This is a genomic window from Streptomyces sp. NBC_00872 (assembly GCF_045161915.1).
GTDB lineage: Bacteria > Actinomycetota > Actinomycetes > Streptomycetales > Streptomycetaceae > Streptomyces.
Genome location: NZ_CP108806.1, coordinates 4,399,405 through 4,416,986 on the forward strand (window position 1 = coordinate 4,399,405; position 17,582 = coordinate 4,416,986).

Sequence of the window (17,582 nt, forward strand, 5' to 3'; positions counted from 1 at the left end):
GCTGATGGGCGTCACGATGGCGGTGTGCGCCTCAGTCATCAGCGCACCGGTGGCCTTCGGCGTGCGCGGGATTCCGGCGGCGGACGACACCTCCGGGCGGCTGGGCTTCCTCTTCCTGCTCAGCGCCTGCGTCTGCGGGGCGCTCGTCGGGGCCACCCGGTTCACACCGATCAGCGAGGTGCGGACCTTCGAGACGGCAGTGCCGCTGAACGATCCCGAAGCGGTCCTGCCCGGCGACGACACCGTGCGGCACCACCTCGTCGACCGGTCGTCCCTCCTTCTGTTTTTCGTGCCGTCGCTGCTCGGTGCCCTTTTCTGGTCCCCGTGGGTGGCGCTGTATCCGCTGCCGCTGTCCGCGGAGTGGCTGGTACGGGCCGGTGTGGCGGCCCGCTGGGAGCGGCGGCACGGCCTGCTGCTGTGGAGAGGCGAGGTCAAGGAACAGCCGCTCGGCAAAGGGAAGCTGCTGTACTCCTCGGTCAGGCCCGAATCCCCGACCCGCTGACCGATTCCGAGGGATCGGCCACGCGTCCGCCCGGCGAGCGTTACTCTGCCGCGACGGGGTTCTGGGGGGCGACGTGGCAACGGCATCGGCATCGGCACGGGCGGTTTTAGTCGAGGGGGCGTCGTACAACGACCCCTCCTTGTCGCTGCCACCGGGTATACGCAGAAATGTCGCCGAGGTACGGGACGTCCTCGCGGACCCGCTGATCGGCGCGATCGATCCCGAGAACTGTGATGTGGTGTTCTCGGACAACGGTGACGAGGTGCTCGACCGGGTCGCCGGGGCGGCGGCGGAGGACGGCCCCCTCATCGTCTACTGGACCGGTCACGGGGCCCTGACGGACGGCGAGTTGTTCCTCGCCGACCGGAACTCCGACGGTACCGACCTCGGCACCTGGATCTCGGCTCTCGATGTCGCCGACCGTATGGCGTCGTCGCCGTCGCCGGGCCGGGCCGACCGTCTGCTCATTCTCGATGTCTGCTTCTCCTCCGGGCCCAAGCCCGGCCAGGTGCGTCCCCGTGGCATCAGACGCGCTCTGGACCGGCTGGCCCGGGAGGGAATCGCCGTCCTCTCCGCCGTCGGGACGAGCGCGCTGGGCTACGCGGTCAACACGTACTCGACCTCCGTCTTCACCAGCCATCTGGTGACACTGCTGCGCGCGGGTATGAACTCCGGGGAGCGGGCGCTCCATCTCGGTTCCCTGCACCGCCAGTTGGCGTCCATGCTGCGCAGCGGCGGCTACCACGGCGCCTGTCTGCGCAACGCCGCCGGCTACCGGCCCTCCCTCGTACTGAACAGGGCCCTGAACGAGCAGGAGTCCACCTATCTGCCCGCGCGGCTGGCCGCCGTATCCCTGCGCAGGGAGAGCACCCAGCGGCATGCCCTCGCTCTCGGACTCGCGGCGCCCTACCTCGACCCCGGACCCGGACCCGGCACCATGCCAGGCTCCACACCCGGCCCCGGCCCGGCGGCCGGTGTCACTCCGCCAGGGCGCGGCTTCAAACCGGTCCGCCCGTCGGACGACGCCGGTACGTTCTACAACGCCTTGCTGCGCAGCGGTTGCGGTTTCTCGCGGTCGAGCACCCATCTGCTCCAGGAGCCCGGCTCCTGGGAGGACGTACGGAACAACCTCAGAACGGTCGTGGACGAGAGCGACAACATGCTGCTCGTCTATATCGCCGCGCACGGGGTAGCCCGGATGGGCGACGGCGGGCTCGATCTGCTGCTGACCCTCTCACCGGGGGCGACCGTGCCCCTGAGCGAAGTGGTCGGTGAACTGAGCCGTTCCCTGGCGGAATCCGTCACCCTCATGGTCGATCTCTGCCGTACCGACGCCGCCGAGCAGACCACCGGGCAGGGCAGGGCCGCCGGCGGCAGCGGCGGTTTTCCGCAGTGGCGTCGGCGTTCCGGGCTGAGCTGCCTCGACATCACCTGGCGCAACTCGGCCGGCGGTCTGCCGGTCACGGCGCCGGACGCGGTGGCGCTCAGCGGTGAACCGCACCTCGCGATGCTCAGCGCTCCAAGACGGTCGGGCCTGTTCCTGGACTCTCCGCTCGCCGGTGGCAGGGTCGCCGCGGCCTCGCGCCTGTGGGCGTTCTCCTCGCCCGGCAGACAGGTGTACGCCCTCGACCGTTCGGGCCCGCTCAGCCCCTGGAGCGCGCTGCTCCAGCTCACCGCTCCGGAGATCCTCTCCCGGGGGCCGCTCACGGAGCGGGCCCTGGACTGGTCGCGGATGGAACAGTTGCCGCCGACACCGTCGGCGCTGGAGTTCTCGCGGTTACCGTCGCCGCCCGAGCGGTCATCGCCGTCCGCTCCGGCCTCCGGCGCGGCCGAGTCCGCGCCCCCGGACGCCGACCAGCCGACAGCTCTTCCGGCGCCGGCGCCGGAACCCCCTCGGACGGCGGCACCCCCTCCGGCACCCGCCGTCCCCCCGGCGCCAACCGTCCCCGCAAACGCGGGCATCGGGCCCGATTGCGGGTCCCCGACGGCGCGCTGCCCACCCGTCCCGGCGCGGCGATCACCCTGACCTTCCTTCTCCAGCCGCTCGACGAGCCCTGGGAGCCTGATCCGGCCACGGACGCGACGGACGAACGCCCCTTGGACATCACCGTCCGCATGGACGCCTCGTCGGCCGAGGTGAGCCCCTCGCTGATGCATCTGCGTCTCACGGACGCGCGGGGGACCGCGCCGGGTGACTTCCGTATCACCCCCACCTCCGCCGGACCGGTCAAGCTGTTCATCGATGTCCTGCGCCGTGCCGACGGTGCCGTGATCCAGGAACTCACGGCCGAACTGCCCGCCCTCGACGCGGAGGACCTGGAACCCTCACGATGACGCGGGACATATCCTTCACCACCGAATTCGACAGGTTCGACAATTTCCACGAAGTACCGAGAGACAACGGCGGGGTGGCCCACCGGACCATCCATCTGTTCTTCGAACAGCGCACCAGCGCGCCCGACTCCTTCACCGTGCGTATGCACGGTGACGCCGTCCCCTACGACGGGAACGGCGAATGGCGGGGGATCATGCGCCGTAAGCCCTCGGAGATCGCCGTGGCGGTGCAGACCGCGCTCTCCTGCTGGTTCGACGACGTGGTGCGGTACCGGATCCCGGAAACCCGCAAGGAGTACTACTACGACAGCCTTCCGGTCGACTCCTTCGGCGCCGCGTTCGCCCAGGAACTGCTGCGGCCCGTCGGTCTCAAACTGGCCAGGGCCGGCCACAAGCTGCTGCAATTCCTCTTCACCGAGGGCGACGACGGCCTGAAGAGACTGTGGGAATCCCTGAAAGGCGCCTTGCGGCAGGGGGAACAGGTCATCACGGTCCACTCCGCGGACGTCTTCATCCCCTGGGGAATGCTCTACCTTCCACCGGATCCGGCGACGAGACTCAACGGCAGGGACGCGAAGTGGGAGCCCAGCGGGTTTCTCGGCTACACGCATCTGATCGAGCACAGCATCGGGCGGGCCGAGGGATACCACCATGTGATCAACGAGGAGGGGGGCGCGCTGCTTTCGGGGCTGCACTTCGACACCCGTATCCAGAAGGCCGGGGACACCCCGCCGGTCATCGACAACGTCCGGGGCCTGATGGAGCGGCACTCCGAGATCGCGCTGCGCACCCGCAAGGACGAGGTGGCCGAGGCCTTCTGCGATCCGGGGGTGAACGAGCACGTCCTGCTCTTCGCCGCGCACGGCAGCGCGCTCACCTTCGGGGCGAACGGCCCGGCGGAGGCGCGTGTCGTCCTCACCGACGACGAACCCATCCGCTCCTCCGATTTCGAGTACTGGCGCAGCGAGCGGAGCGAGCGCATGGCCAGCCCGCTCTGCTTCATGATGGTCTGCGCGGGCGGCAGAGCGGCACCGGCGCTGCACGAGGGGCTGGGGCTGGCGCTGCTGAATCTGGGGGTCGGCTGTCTTGTCGGACCGCAGGTCGACATTCCCAGAAAGTTCGCGAGCCATTACGCCTGCCGCTTCTTCGAGGCGTTCTTCAGGCCGGGCACCCGCGTCGCCCCGATTGCACGGGATCTCGCGCGGCGCTATCTCGACGAACAGGCGACACCGCTCGGACTGGCGTTCACGCTCCTCCGCGGGATGGACAACCATATAGCGGCCGTTCCCGAGGACGCCGCTCCGGTGAAGGCGGGGAATCGATGAGACCGACCAGACCGGTCAGACCGGCGAGACCCGGAAGACCGGCGAGACCGACCAGACCCCTGGTGGATCTGCTGGATCTGGACGCACAGGGGAATCTGCTGGCCCCCGACGGAAAGTCAGCGGTGCCGCGTGACGACATCGGCGCCGTACTGGAGGAGCGCCTTCACCTGGACGAGGGCGCGACGGACATCTTCGTGTACGTGCACGGTTGGCGCACCTCGAAGAGGAAGTCCCGGAAATCCGCCAGGCGGCTCTTCGAACTTCTCACGGAGCTGTACGAGAGACAGCCCGCGCGGTATCCGGAACTCGACGGATTCCGGCCGCACTACATCTGCGTACGGTGGCCCTCGTTCGGCGGCTACAGCACCGTCAGGGACCGGGCCGCCGCCATATCACGCGAGGGTCGGGCCGGCCGGGTGCTCGCGGGGCTGCTGGGGTATCTCAACGACCGCCGTACGCTGCCCGATCCCGGCCCGGACATCCTGCGGAACATCCACGGGCAGTATCTGCACTGTGTCGGCCACTCCTTCGGCGGCAGACTCCTCACCACCGCCGTCATGGAGACGAGCGAACGTCTGCTGGACGGCCCGGACACACTGTCCTGGCCCTGGCAGGACGACAACTACCCGTGGACGGTGGACAGCCTCACGGTCTTCCAGATGGCGGTCCCGGCCGACGCCTTCGCCCATCCGCCGTTCTCGGCCCTCCTGGAGCGGAACATGCTCAACGCGCCGATCGCGTTGACGTTCACCCCGCGGGACCGCGCGCTGGGCCGATGGCACCGGATCGGCGAGAAGGGCGCGAACGCCGTGGGCTTCCGTGGCGCGACCGAGGCGGCCGGCCCGATCCACACGACACTGCTGCGGCCCACGACCGTCCCGTACGAGTTCCCCGATCCCCCGGCCAGGATCATCAATGTGAACGCCAGCCGCCTCTACCGCAGCACGCTCCCCGTCGCGGGGGCCCACTCGGACTACTTCCACCCCGAGTCGGCCCACCTCCTCCTCTCCCTGGCCGCCGCCGCCCGCTGAAAAAGGGGCGAGCGGACACGGCACGGTCAGGTGCGGGTGGCGGGTTCCGGGTGGGTGGGGTCGGGGCCCCAGCTCGCGAGGAGGCGCAGGGTCTCGGCGGAGGGGGAGCCCGGTTCGGCGTGGTAGACGACCAGGGACTGTTCCGGGTCGTCCGGCAGGGTCAGGGCCTCGTACGAGAGCGTCAGCTCGCCGACCAGGGGGTGCCGCATGCGCTTCACGCCGTGGCTCTTCTCCTTCACGTCGTGCGTGGCCCACAGCCGCCGGAACACCTCGCTCTTCACGGACAGCTCCCCGACCAGCGCCGACAGCTCGGGGTCGTCCGGATGGCAGCCCGCGTACAGCCGCAGATAGCTGACCATGTCGGTGGCCTTGGTGTCCCAGTCCACGAACAGATCGTGGTAGGCGGGCGAGAGGAAGACCAGCCGCGCCCAGTTGCGCTCCCGGACCGGCAGCTCCCCCCAGTCCCCGAAGAGCGCGGCGGCCATCCGGTTCCAGGCGAGGATCTCGGAGCGCCGGCCGCCGATATAGGCGGGGACGCCCTCGATCGACTCCAGGAGCTGGCACAGAGCGCCCCGGACGTGCTGGGGCCGCGTGGACGCCTGCCGCTTCTTCTGGGGCTTGGGGCTCGCGAGATGGACGAGATGGGCGTGCTCCGCGTCCGTGAGCCGCAGGGCGCGGGCGATCGCGTCGAGCACCTCGCTCGACACATTGCGCCCGTTGCCCTGCTCAAGGCGGATGTAGTACGCCACCGACACCCCGGCGAGCTGGGCCAGCTCCTCGCGCCGCAGGCCCGGTACGCGCCGGTGCCGGCCGATGTCGGGCAGCCCCACGTCCTCCGGCTTGAGCCTGGCCCGTCTGGTGCGGAGGAATTCGGCCAGCTCCGCCCGCCGGTCGAGGGGCCCCGCCAGGGGGGACCGGGAGGGGACCGTCTGATCGTCCATGCCTCCAGTATTCCTGGTCGTACGCATATCAGCCTGATCCCACCGGTAGTACGAACACTGGACGTACGTAAAGCGGTGACCTGGGTAATCGGGAGCCCGCGGTCCAGGCTGGTGAGCGTGCCCGGACAACACGGTTGCGGGTACGCAAGACTTTCCAGGAGACCCAGGCATGACCACCGTTGCCGCATACGCCGCTCCCGCCGCCAAGGCTCCGCTGGAGCGCACCACCATCGAACGCCGCCCGGTGGGCGAATTCGACGTCCTGATCGACATCAAGTTCGCCGGGATCTGCCACTCCGACATCCACCAGGCCCGGGACGGCTGGGGCGGGAGCATCTTCCCGATGGTCCCGGGCCATGAGATCGCCGGTGTCGTCGCCGAGGTCGGCCCCGGCGTCACCAAGTTCGCCGTCGGCGACCGTGTAGGAGTCGGCTGCATGGTCGACTCCTGCCGCGAGTGCGAGAACTGCCGGGCGGGTCTTGAGCAGTACTGCCTCGACGGCAATGTCGCCACGTACAACGGGCTCGACAAGAACGGCGAGCCCACCTACGGCGGCTACTCCTCGCAGGTCGTCGTCGACGAGAACTTCACCCTCCGCATCCCGGACGGCCTCTCCCTCGATGTCGCGGCGCCCCTGCTGTGCGCGGGCATCACGACGTACTCACCGCTGCGGCACTGGAACGCCGGTCCCGGCAAGAAGGTCGCGGTCCTCGGTATGGGCGGTCTCGGCCATATGGCTGTCAAGATCGCGCACGCGCTCGGCGCCGAGGTGACCGTGCTCAGCCAGTCGCTGCGCAAGCAGGACGACGGTCTGCGGCTGGGCGCGGACCACTACTACGCGACCGGTGACGCGGCGACCTTCGAGAAGCTGAGGGGCACCTTCGACCTCATCCTCTCCACGGTCTCCGCGCCCCTCCAGTTCGACGCGTTCCTCTCGCTGCTCAGGACGGACGGCGCGCTGGTGAACGTGGGCGCTCCCGAGGAGCCCGTCTCGCTCAACCTGTTCTCCCTCCTCGGCGGACGCAAGACCCTCGCGGGTTCGGGCATCGGCGGAATACGGGAGACCCAGGAGATGCTGGACTTCTGCGCCGAGCACGGACTGGGCGCGGAGATCGAGCTGATCGGGGCGAGCGAGATCAACGACGCGTACGAGCGGGTCCTGGAGAGCGATGTCCGGTACCGCTTCGTGATCGACACCGCGACGATCTGAGGCGCGGCTCACCTGTTGCGCGGGTGCCCGGAACCGGTCGGTTCCGGGCACCTCACGTTTCCGGTGCATCCGGCCCGGAGCACACCCGCCCCGGGCCCGGGATCACCCGCCGCCCCCGGCGACACGGCCCCGCGCCCTGGACCGCAGGGCGCGGATCACCAGGGCGCGGACCGGGGCGGGCGGGCGGCGCACCTGGAGGGCCCTGCCCAGCGGGGCGTCCAGCAGGGACGCGGCCACCGTCGGGGCGAGCGCCGCCAGGGGGGCCGGGAGCCGCGCCGCCAGCAGGCCCCGGCTGGCGGACCGCCAGAGCGCGCGGGCCTCCTCGGTGGGGGCGAAGCGGTCGGCCTCGTAGCCGCGCATCCACTCCTCCACCCCGTCCAGACGCACCCCGTCCCGATGGCCGCCGCCCGGGGGCTCGGACAGGCCCAGGGCGTCCGACAGGCCGAGATGGAAGCCGTACGCCGCCTCCCGTTCCGCGTCCGTGACCGCCCGCTGCCCGTGGGTGTCGATGAAACGGAGCGGGCACACGGTGAAGCAGGCCAGGACGTAGTGCATCAGCTCGGGCGTGATGTCCGGCCGGTCGTGGATCCGGCGCAGCGCCTCGACGGTCCCGCGCCCCTCCGGGCTGTTCAGCCCCTGTCCGATCAGGGTGAACATGGCGACCCCGGTCGCCTTGGCGCGGGCGCGCGGTTCGCTGGTCATCCGGCCCGTGCCGTACAGCACACGGGCGATCTCCGGGATGCCGAAGGTACGGATGAAGCCCAGGGTGAGTCCGAGGCGTGACTCCTCGGGCATCGTCTCCAGGACGAGCCGCGCGTAGGCGGTACGGGCGTGGTGCGCGCCACGCGTCTCCGCCGTCATCGGGCCGCGGTGGCGACGGCCAGCGCCTCGCCGGTCAGGGGCGCGTGCAGATGGCGGGCGACCCGTACGAGATGGGCCCGTTCCTCGGCCGGTTCCGCGTCCAGTCCTGGCAGGGGCACCTGGTCCTCGCGCGGACGCGGCGGAGCCCCGGCGTTCAGCGCGTCGACGGCGAACCGCAGCGCGGTGGCGACGATCAGGGCCGCGCGGTCGGCGTCGTCCAGCCCGGCCCGTTCCGCCGTGGCGGTGGCGGCGGTGACCACCACCGGATCGACCCAGGGGCGCAGCGTCAGCTGACCGTCGCGGATCTCCAGTCCGCGCCGGGCGGTACGCCACTCCAGATCCCGGAAGGCCAGCCGCTCGGTCCAGGGCGACGCGGGCTCCTCCAGGGCGAGCCGCTCGTCCGCCCGGTACGCCAGGTCCCACAGCGGACGCAGCGCCTGGTAGTCGCGGCGCCGGTGCCTCCAGGCGGCGACGGCGGGCCCGGCGAAGCCGGCGGTGATGAGCACGGCCCCGAGCGCGGCGAACACGGGACCGAGGGCCGTGCTCAGCCACTCCGCCCCGCCGGTCTCCGCGAAGGCCGCTCCGATCGCGATCAGTTTGCACACGACATAGCCGCAGGCGACGAGCCCGCCGACGGCGATCAGCCGGATGCCCTTGCGCAGCGGGCCGAGCGGCAGCCGGGAGGCGTGTCCGAGACAGACCCGGCTGATGTCGAGCAGGGCGAAGCCGAACAGGGCCTGGTAGAGGACGAGGAAGAGCGCGATCTCCGGGATCGTCGCGAAGGTGGTGTCGAAGGTGAGCGGGGTCTCCGGCCCGTCGGCTCCCCCGGTGAGGAAGAGGACGGTCATCACCGGCACCAGCACGGCGAACACCGCGAGCCGCGTACGCACCTGGCGCCAGGTGGCCGCGCCCGCCGCGTCCCACACCCGGTCGTCGGCGCGCTCCTTCGGGGGCGTCCACATACGGGCCAGCACCACGGCGCCCGCGGAGAAACAGGTGATGCCGAGATAGACCAGCAGGGTCGCCAGATTGCCGCGGTGCGCGATCCGGTCGATCAGCCGGTACAGCACCGGGGCGGCCACCACGAACGCGGTCGCGGGGGCCGCGATCGTCAGGGCGACGACGAGCAGCCCCGGGGACGGGTCCCGCCGCCAGGCCCGTATCTTCAGCCCGGCCACGGCCCAGGCCGCCGTGCCGATACCGAGATAGACGATGTTGAACGGTGTCTCGGACACGAACGACGCCTCGGCCAGGCCGGATACACCGGAGGTGCCGGACACACCGGTGGCGGCGGGCAGTACGGAGGCGGGCCATACGGAGGCGGCGGATAATCCTGTTACGACAGATATGTCAGACATGCTGCCCTTTACGGTGCTCCAGCGCGGGCGCCAGTTGGGATGTGGTCCCGGCGCCGGGCGCCAGTACGAGGGTACGGGTCAACTCGGCCCCCAGGATCTCCGCTTCCTCCTCCGCCGCGCCGTCGTAGTGCGAGCGGCCGAGCACCAGCCGGATCATGTCGGCGTCGATGGTGGGCAGTTCGACCTCGGCCGTGCTCTCGTCCGGGTCCGGGGGCTCGGCGAGATGCCCGCACAGCAGATGCGCGAGTTCATGGCAGATGATGTGGGCCTGGTGCAGCCCCGAGGTCTCCTGCTCGAAATGGATCACATCGGCGTCCGCGCGGCGTTCGACGAACCCGGACGGCTCGCCCAGCCGCATCCGCCGCGGCACCAGCCGTACGGGACGCCCCGCCCGTTCCGCGACCGCCGCGCAGAGTTCCTCCACCGTGCTCATCTCCGGCAGATCCAGCTGTCTGACCATGGCCCGCATCCGACGGCGGGTACGTCCAAGATCTCGCACGTCGTTCCCATCAGCCGGCCGCCAGTGCCCCAACGGCGTTTGCTGGTACTCGGTCACGCTTCCGGGGCCTCGGAGGCTTCGGAACCCCCGGGGGCCCCGGAAGGCCCGGAGGCGTCGGGGGTCTCCGGCAGTCCGACCGCCTTGCGCAGCTGCTCCACCACCGTGAGGGCGGCGTCCTGCATCTCGGGGGGCAGCCCGGCCGCCCGCATCGCGATGCGCTCCACCCGGGCGTCCCGCAGCGCCTCTATCTTCCGCAGATCCCGCTCCACGGCCTGGGCGGTGGCGGAGTCGCTGAAGTAGTTCAGCGGAACACCGAAGAACTTGGCGATCTTCACCGCGTTCTCCAGGCTGGGCTTCTGGGTGCCCTTGCGGAGATTCCCGATATAGGTGCCGCTCAGGCCGGTTCCCTCGGCGATCTCCGAGTCGCGCCAGGGACGGCCCAGATCCTTCGGGTAGATCACCGAGATCACACGCCGGAAGCGAGCCGCGAAGTCCAGGGAGCCCGTCGGCTCCTCCCCTTCGCCTGGTCGAAGAGCCGACGCCCTTGAGCGTGGAGAATCGGTGGCCATGGCCCGGATCATAGGACTCTTCGGCCGTCAGCGGGGATCTTGCCGTCGTACAGAATTAAACGATCGTGGCGAGTGAGCGGGTAATCACGCGCGTCGGACGGTGAATCGCCGTCAACTGTCCACCGGGCAATCAACTTTAGTTGACTTATGCGCGGCGCAGGGAGCAGGATCGAGAACGCTGGCGCAGCACATCGAGGCCGTTCCCCGGCCGCGCCCGGCATCACGGGCGCTGGGCGCCGCTGCCCCACGGGGGTGGGCAACAGTGCCCGGCGCCGGGGCCCTCCGGCCGGCAGCGGGCATGGACGCGGAAGTACCGGGCATCGACGCGGAAGCGGGGGGAGGCGCCGGCCGGCTCCTCCCCCCACTCGTCCCCTACGCCGTCAGCCGGACCCTGTCGGGGCGGGCGTCAGGCCGGGCCGGTCCGCTCGGCTCAGGTCAGCTTCACCTGCTTCTTGGCCGAGGTGCTGGCGGAGAAGTTCTTGTCCCCCGCGTAGACGGCCGTGACCGTGGCCGTGCCCTTCACGTTCGGCAGCTTGACCGTGAAGCTGATCACGCCCTTCTTGGCGGCCGTCAGAGAGACCTTGGTGGTGGTCGACTTGCCGCCCACCTTGGCGGTCACCGTGATCGTGCCGGTCGGATAGGCCGCGGCGCTGTGGCCGCTCACCGACACCTTGACCGACTCGGACTTGCCGTGCGCCAGCTTGGTCTTGGAGAGCGTCAGCGATGTCGCCGTCTTCTGCTTCACGACCGTGAGCTTCTGCGAGGCGACCCCGCTGGGCTCCACGAAGTCGGTGCCCAGGTACTGCACGGACACCGTGTGCGCGCCGACGGTGAGCGAGGCGGGCAGCTTGAAGGTGCCCGCTCCGGACGATCCGACCTTCGCCGTCAGTGAGCCGGTCCCGTACGAGACCTTCACCGAGCCGTTGGTCGCGCCGGCCACCGAGAAGACTCCCGAGACCGCGTGACCGTAGCTGACCGACTTGACCGTCAGCGCCATGGCGATGGCGCTGCGGCCCTTGGTCAGGACGAGCTGCACCGCGTCCGACGCCGAGGTGTCGGCCGAGGCGGTACCGCCGAAGGCGGCGGTGAAGGTGTGGGTCCCGGCCTTGAAGCCGGCCGGAATCCGCAGGGACGCCGTGCCGCCGGTGGCCGCGGCCGTGCCGAGAACGGTGGTGCCGTCCCGGAAGGTGACCGTGCCGCCGTCGGATCCGGTGCCGGTGACCTTCGCCGTCAGCGTGACCGCCTGGCTGATCCCCGGTGCGGCCGGGCTGAGGGCGAGCGCCGTCGTGGTGGTCGCGAGGACCTCCACACTCGCCGTCGCCGTATAGCCGGAGCCCGCGCCGACCGCGCTGACCTTCGCGCTTCCGTAGGGCTGGTCCGCGGGGACGGCGCCCTGGAAGGACACCGTGCCGTCGGCCGCGGCGACCGCGCTGCCGAGTACGGCGGAACCGAGCGTGAACGCCACGCTCTCGCCGTCGCGGTAGCCGCTCCCGGTGACCGTGACCGTGGCGCCCGGCTCGGGCTTCGTGTCACTGACGCTCAGCGCGCCCGGCCGGGAGAGGGCCGTGTACTCGGCACAGACGTCGCCCTGGGCACCGACCACGGGCGCGGGGGTGGCCGTCCCGGTCAGTCCGTCGTCCTCGCGGACCGTGATGGTGCCGAAGTCCCCGCTGCCGAGGACGGCGTTGGTGGAGTTGGAGACCCCGATCTTGTAGGCGGTGGAGGGGGTCGCTCCGGCGGCGGTGTCGCCCGACGCCGGGATGTCGACCACCTGGCAGGTCGTACCGGGCGCGAAGGTGACCTTCTGCATGGCGAGTCCGACCTTGCCGGTCGCCGAACCGACCACCGTGACATAGGCGGAGACCGGGGTGGCGGCGGCCCGCGACAGATAGACCGCGGCCTGGGCGGCACCCGGGCCGTTGCCCTCCTCGGTCCTGGTCGACGCGATGTTGACGGCGGGACGGCCCTGCGGGCTCGGCTTGCCGAGGCTCTTGTTCTCGAAGACGAGATCCGAGAGATAGACACCGCCGGCCGCGGTGGCGTCGGCGCCGGTCGCACCGGTGAAGGTGACCTTGGTGATGTGCTTCAGATCGAGACCGGCCCCGGCCAGGGTCGCGGTCGGGACCGCCACCTGCTGGAGGACGATCTTGCCGAGCTGGGTCGCCCCGCTGGCCGGCATCTTGGTGACGCCCCACGGGTTGAGGGCGGAGACCGGGCTGCTCCAGCTGTGCCCGGCGGAGTCGGTGACACTCAGCGTCATGTCGGTGCCCGTGACGACGCTCTCGTCGGGCGACATGTGCACGGTCATCTCGTCGTAGCCCGACACGTTCTGCTGGGCGGACGGAAGGGTCACCCCGAGTGCGCCGGTCGTCGCCGTCCAGGTCAGATGCGTCATCACGTTCAGCGGCACGTTCGGTGCGAACGAGGCCGGAGTCCAGTGCGGCAGCTGCTGGTTGCTGAGGGTGCTGCCCGGGTTGGTGCAGAGCGGGTAGGGCTGCGGAACGGTACGCCCCGACTTGCTGGCGCAGATCACGGCCGTGGCCGTCGAGGTGGTGCCGGTCAGCGGGCTGGTGGTCTTGAAGGAGGTGATGTCACGGCGGGCCGAGGACGGCTGCTGCGCCACCGTACGGACGTCCGCGAAGGCGGCCACCGACGGCGGGGTGAGCTGCGAGCCGTCGAAGTAGCCCCGGAACTGGGTCCGGCCGCGCAGCGTCGCCTCGAAGAACCCGGATATGTACGCGGCGCCCAGCTTGTACTGCTGCTCGGCCGTGATCCGGATGTTCTTGCCGGAGGCCAGGGCCGCGGCGCTCGTACCGCACACCGGGTCCGCGGTGTTCGACCAGTCGTCGGAACCGCCCGGGGAGGGCGGCGTCCACTGCGAGTTGAAGAAGTTGTGGTCGGCGCCCATGACCCAGAAGTTGGAGCGCAGCACATCGTCGGAGAACGCGCTCCGCGAGTCCGCGTAGAAGTGCTGCCCCTGCTGGTCGGAGACATCGCCGTCGCAGTACGGCAGCAGCGTGGTGGTGACCACGTCCGGCAGCGTGGTGCGGGTGAAGTCGACCGGCGCCAGCGGCAGTACGGACTTGATCTGCCACGGGTCCGGCAGGGCCGCGTTGAGGGCTCCCGCCGAGACGACGCCCTCGCCGCCGCGCGAGTGGCCCATCAGCCCGATCGAGCTGAAGTCCATGGAGCCGACGAGCTGGGCGGCGGTCACCGTGCCGCCGGGGTAGGTGGTCTTCCCCGCGGTCAGCGCCTGCTCCAGCGTGACGTCCTTGTCGGTCACCGCGTCGTGCTGGACGACGGGCTCGCCCGCGTTGGCCTTCTTGAGCATGGTCAGGGTGTCGAGGACGAGCTGGCCGCGGCTGGCCGCGCCGTTGTCCGGCGAGAGCTGGTTGTCGTTGGCGTTGATGGCGTTCGCCGAGATCGACACCACCGTCACACCGTCGGCCGCCAGCGCCTCGGCGGCGGCGTCGTAACCGGCGTAGCTGAGGATCGGCGCCGTGCCGGGCGCGCAGGGCCAGCCGCTCGCGCCGCGCAGGGTCGTGAGGTTGTAGCAGGAGCTGTGGCGGCCGTGCAGGAAGACCGCGACCGGGTGGGGCTTGCCGTCGGTCGGCAGATAGACGCGCCCCTGGAACTCACCGCGGATACCGCCGATATCGGTGAGCGCGATCGACTGCGCGCCGAAGTCGTAGTCGGCGATCGTGTACGAGCCCTTGCCGATGGTGGTGGGATCGTCGGCCGACGTGTCCGGCCCCGGGTCCTCCACGAGCGCCTTGGACTCGGTGAGCCGCTGTGCCTTGGCCTGGGCCGACGGCGACAGCAGACTGGTGGGTCCGGTGGCGGTGCTGTCGCCGCCGCTGGACCACTGCCAGGTGATCTCCTTGGCCGCGGCCACCGAGTCGTCGGCGGTCGTGACCGTCAGGGTGTGCCCGTCCGCGGACTCCGCGGCCGGACCCAAGTCCGTTCCGTCCGCGACGAGTTCGGGCGCGTCACCCTTGACGGGGAGCGGAGTGTCCAGTTCGAGGGACACGACATATCCGCCGGCCGCCCGGGAAACGGTCCATCCGTCGCCCGACCGGACCACGGGGGAGTCCGAGTCCGTCGCGGCGGAGGCGACCGGAGCCCCGAGCACCGACAGCGCGCTCAGCGCCACCAGTCCCGCGACGCCGGCGGCGAGCGGACGCAGACGCGTCCGCGTGGGTCTTGGTATGTCCACGAGTGCCTGACCTCACTTTCGAGCGTACGGACGACAGCCGTCCGCACGCGGCGCGTCCGAGGACGCGATGCATCGATTGATCGAGAGCCGGGCAAACGTTCACATCTCAACCATCTTTATTGGGTAATGAAACTCAGAAGTTTCATATTTTTGATCTCTACGTCATCGAAAACGGGTTGAACGCTGACGCGTCGGATATGTCGCCCGTCAGCTCTGACCTGCGCTTTCGTAAAACGCGAAACAAAGGGCGGAACGCACGGTTCCGGACCGGAAGTTGTCCCCGGCCCACCCCTGTCGTATCGGCGCAAGGCGAAGATCCGAGCCCCTGACCACGGGAGCGCGCCCGGGGATTGCTGCGAGAGTGAGGGGCCGCTGTGCCGCGTCCCCGGCGGGGGCGCACCGCCGCCGCGATCAGTCCATGAGGTCTCCCGTAGGAGTATGCGATCGTGCCGACCGAGCGCCTGGTGACCTGGATCTGCCACCCCGACGACTATCTGCCGGAGTATGTGGACAAGATCACCGCACAGATGACGGAGCGCTGGGCGGAACCCTGCGCCCGGCACGGCTTCGCCTTCCGGTTCATCGCGGCCAACGAACTGGTGCCCGCGAGCGCGGACCGGCCGCGGCTGTGGCACGCGGGGGTGGATCTGCTGGAGACCCGGCAGGCGTACATCGTCGACGACGTCAGCGGTGACCCGCAGGCCACGCACTTCCTGCGGGGGATCTACCGCACGATCGACGCGAGCGACTCCGTCCTGCTCAACCGGTCGCTCCTCGGGCCCGAGTGCCTGGAGCGGGACAAACTGGCCATTCTGGCGCGGGCGGCGACGCTCGGGATCCGGACGCCCCGCACGGTGGCGCTGCCCTTCGGCCGGTACGCGCGCAAGGGTCTGGACGTCATCCGCAAGGAGATCGGCGAGGGCCCGTACATCCTCAAGGCCCGCGAGATGGGCATCGGTTTCGGGGTGCTCAAGCTGGACAGTTACGAGCAGCTCCGCGCCGCGGTCGACATCGTCTCCCAGACGGGACAGAGCTACATCGTGCAGGAGTATCTGCCCAACACGGGGGATCTGCGGGTGGCGATGGTCGAGGGGAAGTTCGCCGCCAGCATGCTGCGCAGACCCGCCGAGGGTGCCTATCTCGCCAATCTCACCCAGGGCGGGAACGCGAGCGCCAACCCCGACGTCGCCGCCGTACTGGGCGATGTGGAGCGGATCGTGGCGGATCTCCAGGCCGGTTATCTCTGTGTCGACTGGCTGCTGACCGAGGATGGTCCCGTACTCGGCGAGTGGGGCACCGCCATGGCCGAGTTCTCCTCCATGCCCGAACCCGCCAGGTCCCAGCTCGCCGATGCCTTCTTCCCCTGGGTCGGCCGGCTGCTGTCCGGGACCGCGGCGCCCGCCGTGACCCACGAAGTGACCCGTCGAGGACAGTGAGAATGACGAAGACCACGACAGAGGCGGACGCGTCGGAGGCGGCCTCGCATCCGCCCGCCGTCGGAGCGGGCCTGGGCTTCAGCCTGTTCTCCAACCTCGGTCTGGCGATCGTCCTGACACTGCTTCCGGTGACGGTGCTGCACGGCGGCCGGATCGTCCCGTCCGTCTTCTCCTTCGCGCTCTCCGTCCATGTCGGGTCGGCGCTGGTGGGCGCGGTGCTCACGCCGGTCGTGTTCAGCCGGGTCCATCCGGGCTGGATCCTGACGATCGCGTCCACGCTGAAGGCCGCCGGTGTGGCCACGGTCGCGATCGGCACCACGGCCCCGGCCCTCTATCTCTTCGCGGTGCTGGCCGGCCTCGGGGTGGGCATCTCACGCCCCGCGGTGCGTTCGCTCCTGATGAGCGCGGCCGGTGAGAACCGCCGTGCCCAGGTCTTCCAGATCTTCTTCATCCTGCTGAACACCGCCTATGTGCTGGCCCCGCTCGCGGCAGGACCGATCGGCAGGACGGGCGTTCCCGCGCTGTTCGCGCTGGCCGCCGTGGAGGTGGGCGTCGGGCTCACGGTCGGACTGCTCGCCCGCGGGCTGGACTTCGCGCTCCCGCCCCGGGGTCCGGGAGGGATGCGCAGACGGCTGGCGGTCCTCAGGAACCCCGCCGCGTCGGTGGTCCTCGGCTACACCTTCGCGATCTACTTCGCGATGGGCTTCCTCTACTCGATGGTGCTGCTGTACGAGGTGGTCAACCCCGAACTGGCCGAGCACCGCACGCTGTTCCTGAGCTATCAGCCGCTGGCCATCATCGCCATCCAGCTCGCCCTGCTGCCGTTCTTCGCCAAGCTGGGGCGCGGCGCGCTGTATCCGGCCGTCGCGCTGGCGGGCGGCGCGGGGCTGGTGCTGTCGTTCACCGCCAGTCTGCCGCTGGTCCTCGCGGGACTGACGCTGTTCGCGATCGCGGAGTCCCTGGCCTTTCCCAAGATCCAGGTGGAGGCGGCCGAGACCGTGCCCCAGAGTCAGCTCACCGATGTCTTCGCCCTGGTCAGTGTGGTCACGGCGGTCGGTGAGATCGTCGGCAACATGGCGGCGGGGCTCGCGGTCAGCACCTCGCTGTCCTGGCTCCCCAGGCCCGCGCACTCCGGTATGGCGGTCGGTCTGCTGGCAGGGGTGGTGCTGCTCGTCGGCGGTATCGCCCTCATCCGGTCCATCACACCGGCGGGCGCCCCGCCGCGGCCAGAGGGGCAGAAGTCCTGACGCCGCGGGAGATCCCGTCGTCGCGAGGGATTCCGTCGTCGCGAGGGATTCCG

At 70.3% G+C, this 17,582-nt stretch carries 14 protein-coding genes; 8 read left to right on the forward strand and 6 right to left on the reverse strand.

What is annotated here, in order from left to right:
• Window positions 1-4 precede the first annotated feature (4 nt).
• The 5 genes from OG214_RS18770 to OG214_RS18790 all read left to right on the forward strand — a co-directional run bounded on the left by OG214_RS18770 (window position 5) and on the right by OG214_RS18790 (window position 5,192).
• Complete coding sequence (locus OG214_RS18770) at window positions 5-502, forward strand: hypothetical protein (protein ID WP_405985379.1); 498 nt, start codon at window positions 5-7, stop codon at window positions 500-502.
• A 139-nt stretch (window positions 503-641) separates the two neighbouring features.
• The gene (locus tag OG214_RS18775) at window positions 642-2,528 is read left to right on the forward strand and encodes a hypothetical protein (RefSeq protein WP_405985380.1); all 1,887 of its coding nucleotides are present in this window, start codon (window positions 642-644) and stop codon (window positions 2,526-2,528) included.
• Complete coding sequence (locus OG214_RS18780) at window positions 2,474-2,836, forward strand: hypothetical protein (RefSeq protein WP_405985381.1); 363 nt, start codon at window positions 2,474-2,476, stop codon at window positions 2,834-2,836. Before OG214_RS18775 ends, OG214_RS18780 begins: the two co-directional genes overlap by 55 nt.
• Window positions 2,833-4,161 (forward strand): hypothetical protein, encoded by a 1,329-nt coding sequence (locus tag OG214_RS18785; RefSeq protein WP_363085639.1) that lies wholly within the window; start codon window positions 2,833-2,835, stop codon window positions 4,159-4,161. Before OG214_RS18780 ends, OG214_RS18785 begins: the two co-directional genes overlap by 4 nt.
• A 62-nt stretch (window positions 4,162-4,223) precedes the next feature.
• Entirely contained in the window at window positions 4,224-5,192 is a 969-nt protein-coding gene (locus OG214_RS18790; protein ID WP_405985382.1) for a hypothetical protein, read from the forward strand.
• Window positions 5,193-5,218: 26 nt separating this feature from the next.
• On the opposite strand, the gene OG214_RS18795 is transcribed toward OG214_RS18790, so the two are convergent.
• The gene (locus OG214_RS18795; protein ID WP_365902299.1) at window positions 5,219-6,133 is read right to left on the reverse strand and encodes a helix-turn-helix transcriptional regulator; all 915 of its coding nucleotides are present in this window, start codon (window positions 6,131-6,133) and stop codon (window positions 5,219-5,221) included.
• Window positions 6,134-6,302: 169 nt separating this feature from the next.
• Here OG214_RS18795 and OG214_RS18800 point away from each other — a divergent pair, with 169 nt between their 5' ends.
• Entirely contained in the window at window positions 6,303-7,343 is a 1,041-nt protein-coding gene (locus tag OG214_RS18800) for an NAD(P)-dependent alcohol dehydrogenase (protein ID WP_363085642.1), read from the forward strand.
• 102 nt (window positions 7,344-7,445) lie between these two features.
• On the opposite strand, the gene OG214_RS18805 is transcribed toward OG214_RS18800, so the two are convergent.
• The 5 genes from OG214_RS18805 to OG214_RS18825 all read right to left on the reverse strand — a co-directional run bounded on the left by OG214_RS18805 (window position 7,446) and on the right by OG214_RS18825 (window position 14,846).
• Window positions 7,446-8,204 (reverse strand): oxygenase MpaB family protein, encoded by a 759-nt coding sequence (locus OG214_RS18805; RefSeq protein WP_405985383.1) that lies wholly within the window; start codon window positions 8,202-8,204, stop codon window positions 7,446-7,448.
• Complete coding sequence (locus OG214_RS18810; RefSeq protein WP_405985384.1) at window positions 8,201-9,562, reverse strand: MAB_1171c family putative transporter; 1,362 nt, start codon at window positions 9,560-9,562, stop codon at window positions 8,201-8,203. Before OG214_RS18810 ends, OG214_RS18805 begins: the two co-directional genes overlap by 4 nt.
• Entirely contained in the window at window positions 9,555-10,022 is a 468-nt protein-coding gene (locus OG214_RS18815) for a hypothetical protein (protein WP_363079357.1), read from the reverse strand. Before OG214_RS18815 ends, OG214_RS18810 begins: the two co-directional genes overlap by 8 nt.
• 92 nt (window positions 10,023-10,114) lie before the next feature.
• Window positions 10,115-10,630: a helix-turn-helix transcriptional regulator gene (locus tag OG214_RS18820; RefSeq protein ID WP_363079358.1), complete on the reverse strand. Its 516-nt coding sequence runs from the start codon at window positions 10,628-10,630 to the stop codon at window positions 10,115-10,117.
• A gap of 430 nt (window positions 10,631-11,060) precedes the next feature.
• Window positions 11,061-14,846: an Ig-like domain repeat protein gene (locus OG214_RS18825; protein WP_405985385.1), complete on the reverse strand. Its 3,786-nt coding sequence runs from the start codon at window positions 14,844-14,846 to the stop codon at window positions 11,061-11,063.
• A gap of 446 nt (window positions 14,847-15,292) precedes the next feature.
• Between OG214_RS18825 and OG214_RS18830 the strand changes: the two genes are divergently transcribed.
• Window positions 15,293-16,282: a hypothetical protein gene (locus OG214_RS18830; protein ID WP_363079360.1), complete on the forward strand. Its 990-nt coding sequence runs from the start codon at window positions 15,293-15,295 to the stop codon at window positions 16,280-16,282.
• Between the two features lie 2 nt (window positions 16,283-16,284).
• Complete coding sequence (locus OG214_RS18835) at window positions 16,285-17,529, forward strand: hypothetical protein (protein WP_363079362.1); 1,245 nt, start codon at window positions 16,285-16,287, stop codon at window positions 17,527-17,529.
• Window positions 17,530-17,582 lie beyond the last annotated feature (53 nt).

Bases quoted from the DNA above. Each gene is read 5' to 3' on its own strand.
- OG214_RS18815 (WP_363079357.1), bottom strand. From the start codon at position 10,022: ATGGTCAGACAGCTGGATCTGCCGGAGATGAGCACGGTGGAGGAACTC.
- OG214_RS18820 (WP_363079358.1), bottom strand. From the start codon at position 10,630: ATGGCCACCGATTCTCCACGCTCAAGGGCGTCGGCTCTTCGACCAGGC.
- OG214_RS18785 (WP_363085639.1), top strand. From the start codon at position 2,833: ATGACGCGGGACATATCCTTCACCACCGAATTCGACAGGTTCGACAAT.
- OG214_RS18835 (WP_363079362.1), top strand. From the start codon at position 16,285: ATGACGAAGACCACGACAGAGGCGGACGCGTCGGAGGCGGCCTCGCAT.
- OG214_RS18805 (WP_405985383.1), bottom strand. From the start codon at position 8,204: ATGACGGCGGAGACGCGTGGCGCGCACCACGCCCGTACCGCCTACGCG.
- OG214_RS18795 (WP_365902299.1), bottom strand. From the start codon at position 6,133: ATGGACGATCAGACGGTCCCCTCCCGGTCCCCCCTGGCGGGGCCCCTC.
- OG214_RS18770 (WP_405985379.1), top strand. From the start codon at position 5: ATGGGCGTCACGATGGCGGTGTGCGCCTCAGTCATCAGCGCACCGGTG.
- OG214_RS18810 (WP_405985384.1), bottom strand. From the start codon at position 9,562: ATGTCTGACATATCTGTCGTAACAGGATTATCCGCCGCCTCCGTATGG.
- OG214_RS18800 (WP_363085642.1), top strand. From the start codon at position 6,303: ATGACCACCGTTGCCGCATACGCCGCTCCCGCCGCCAAGGCTCCGCTG.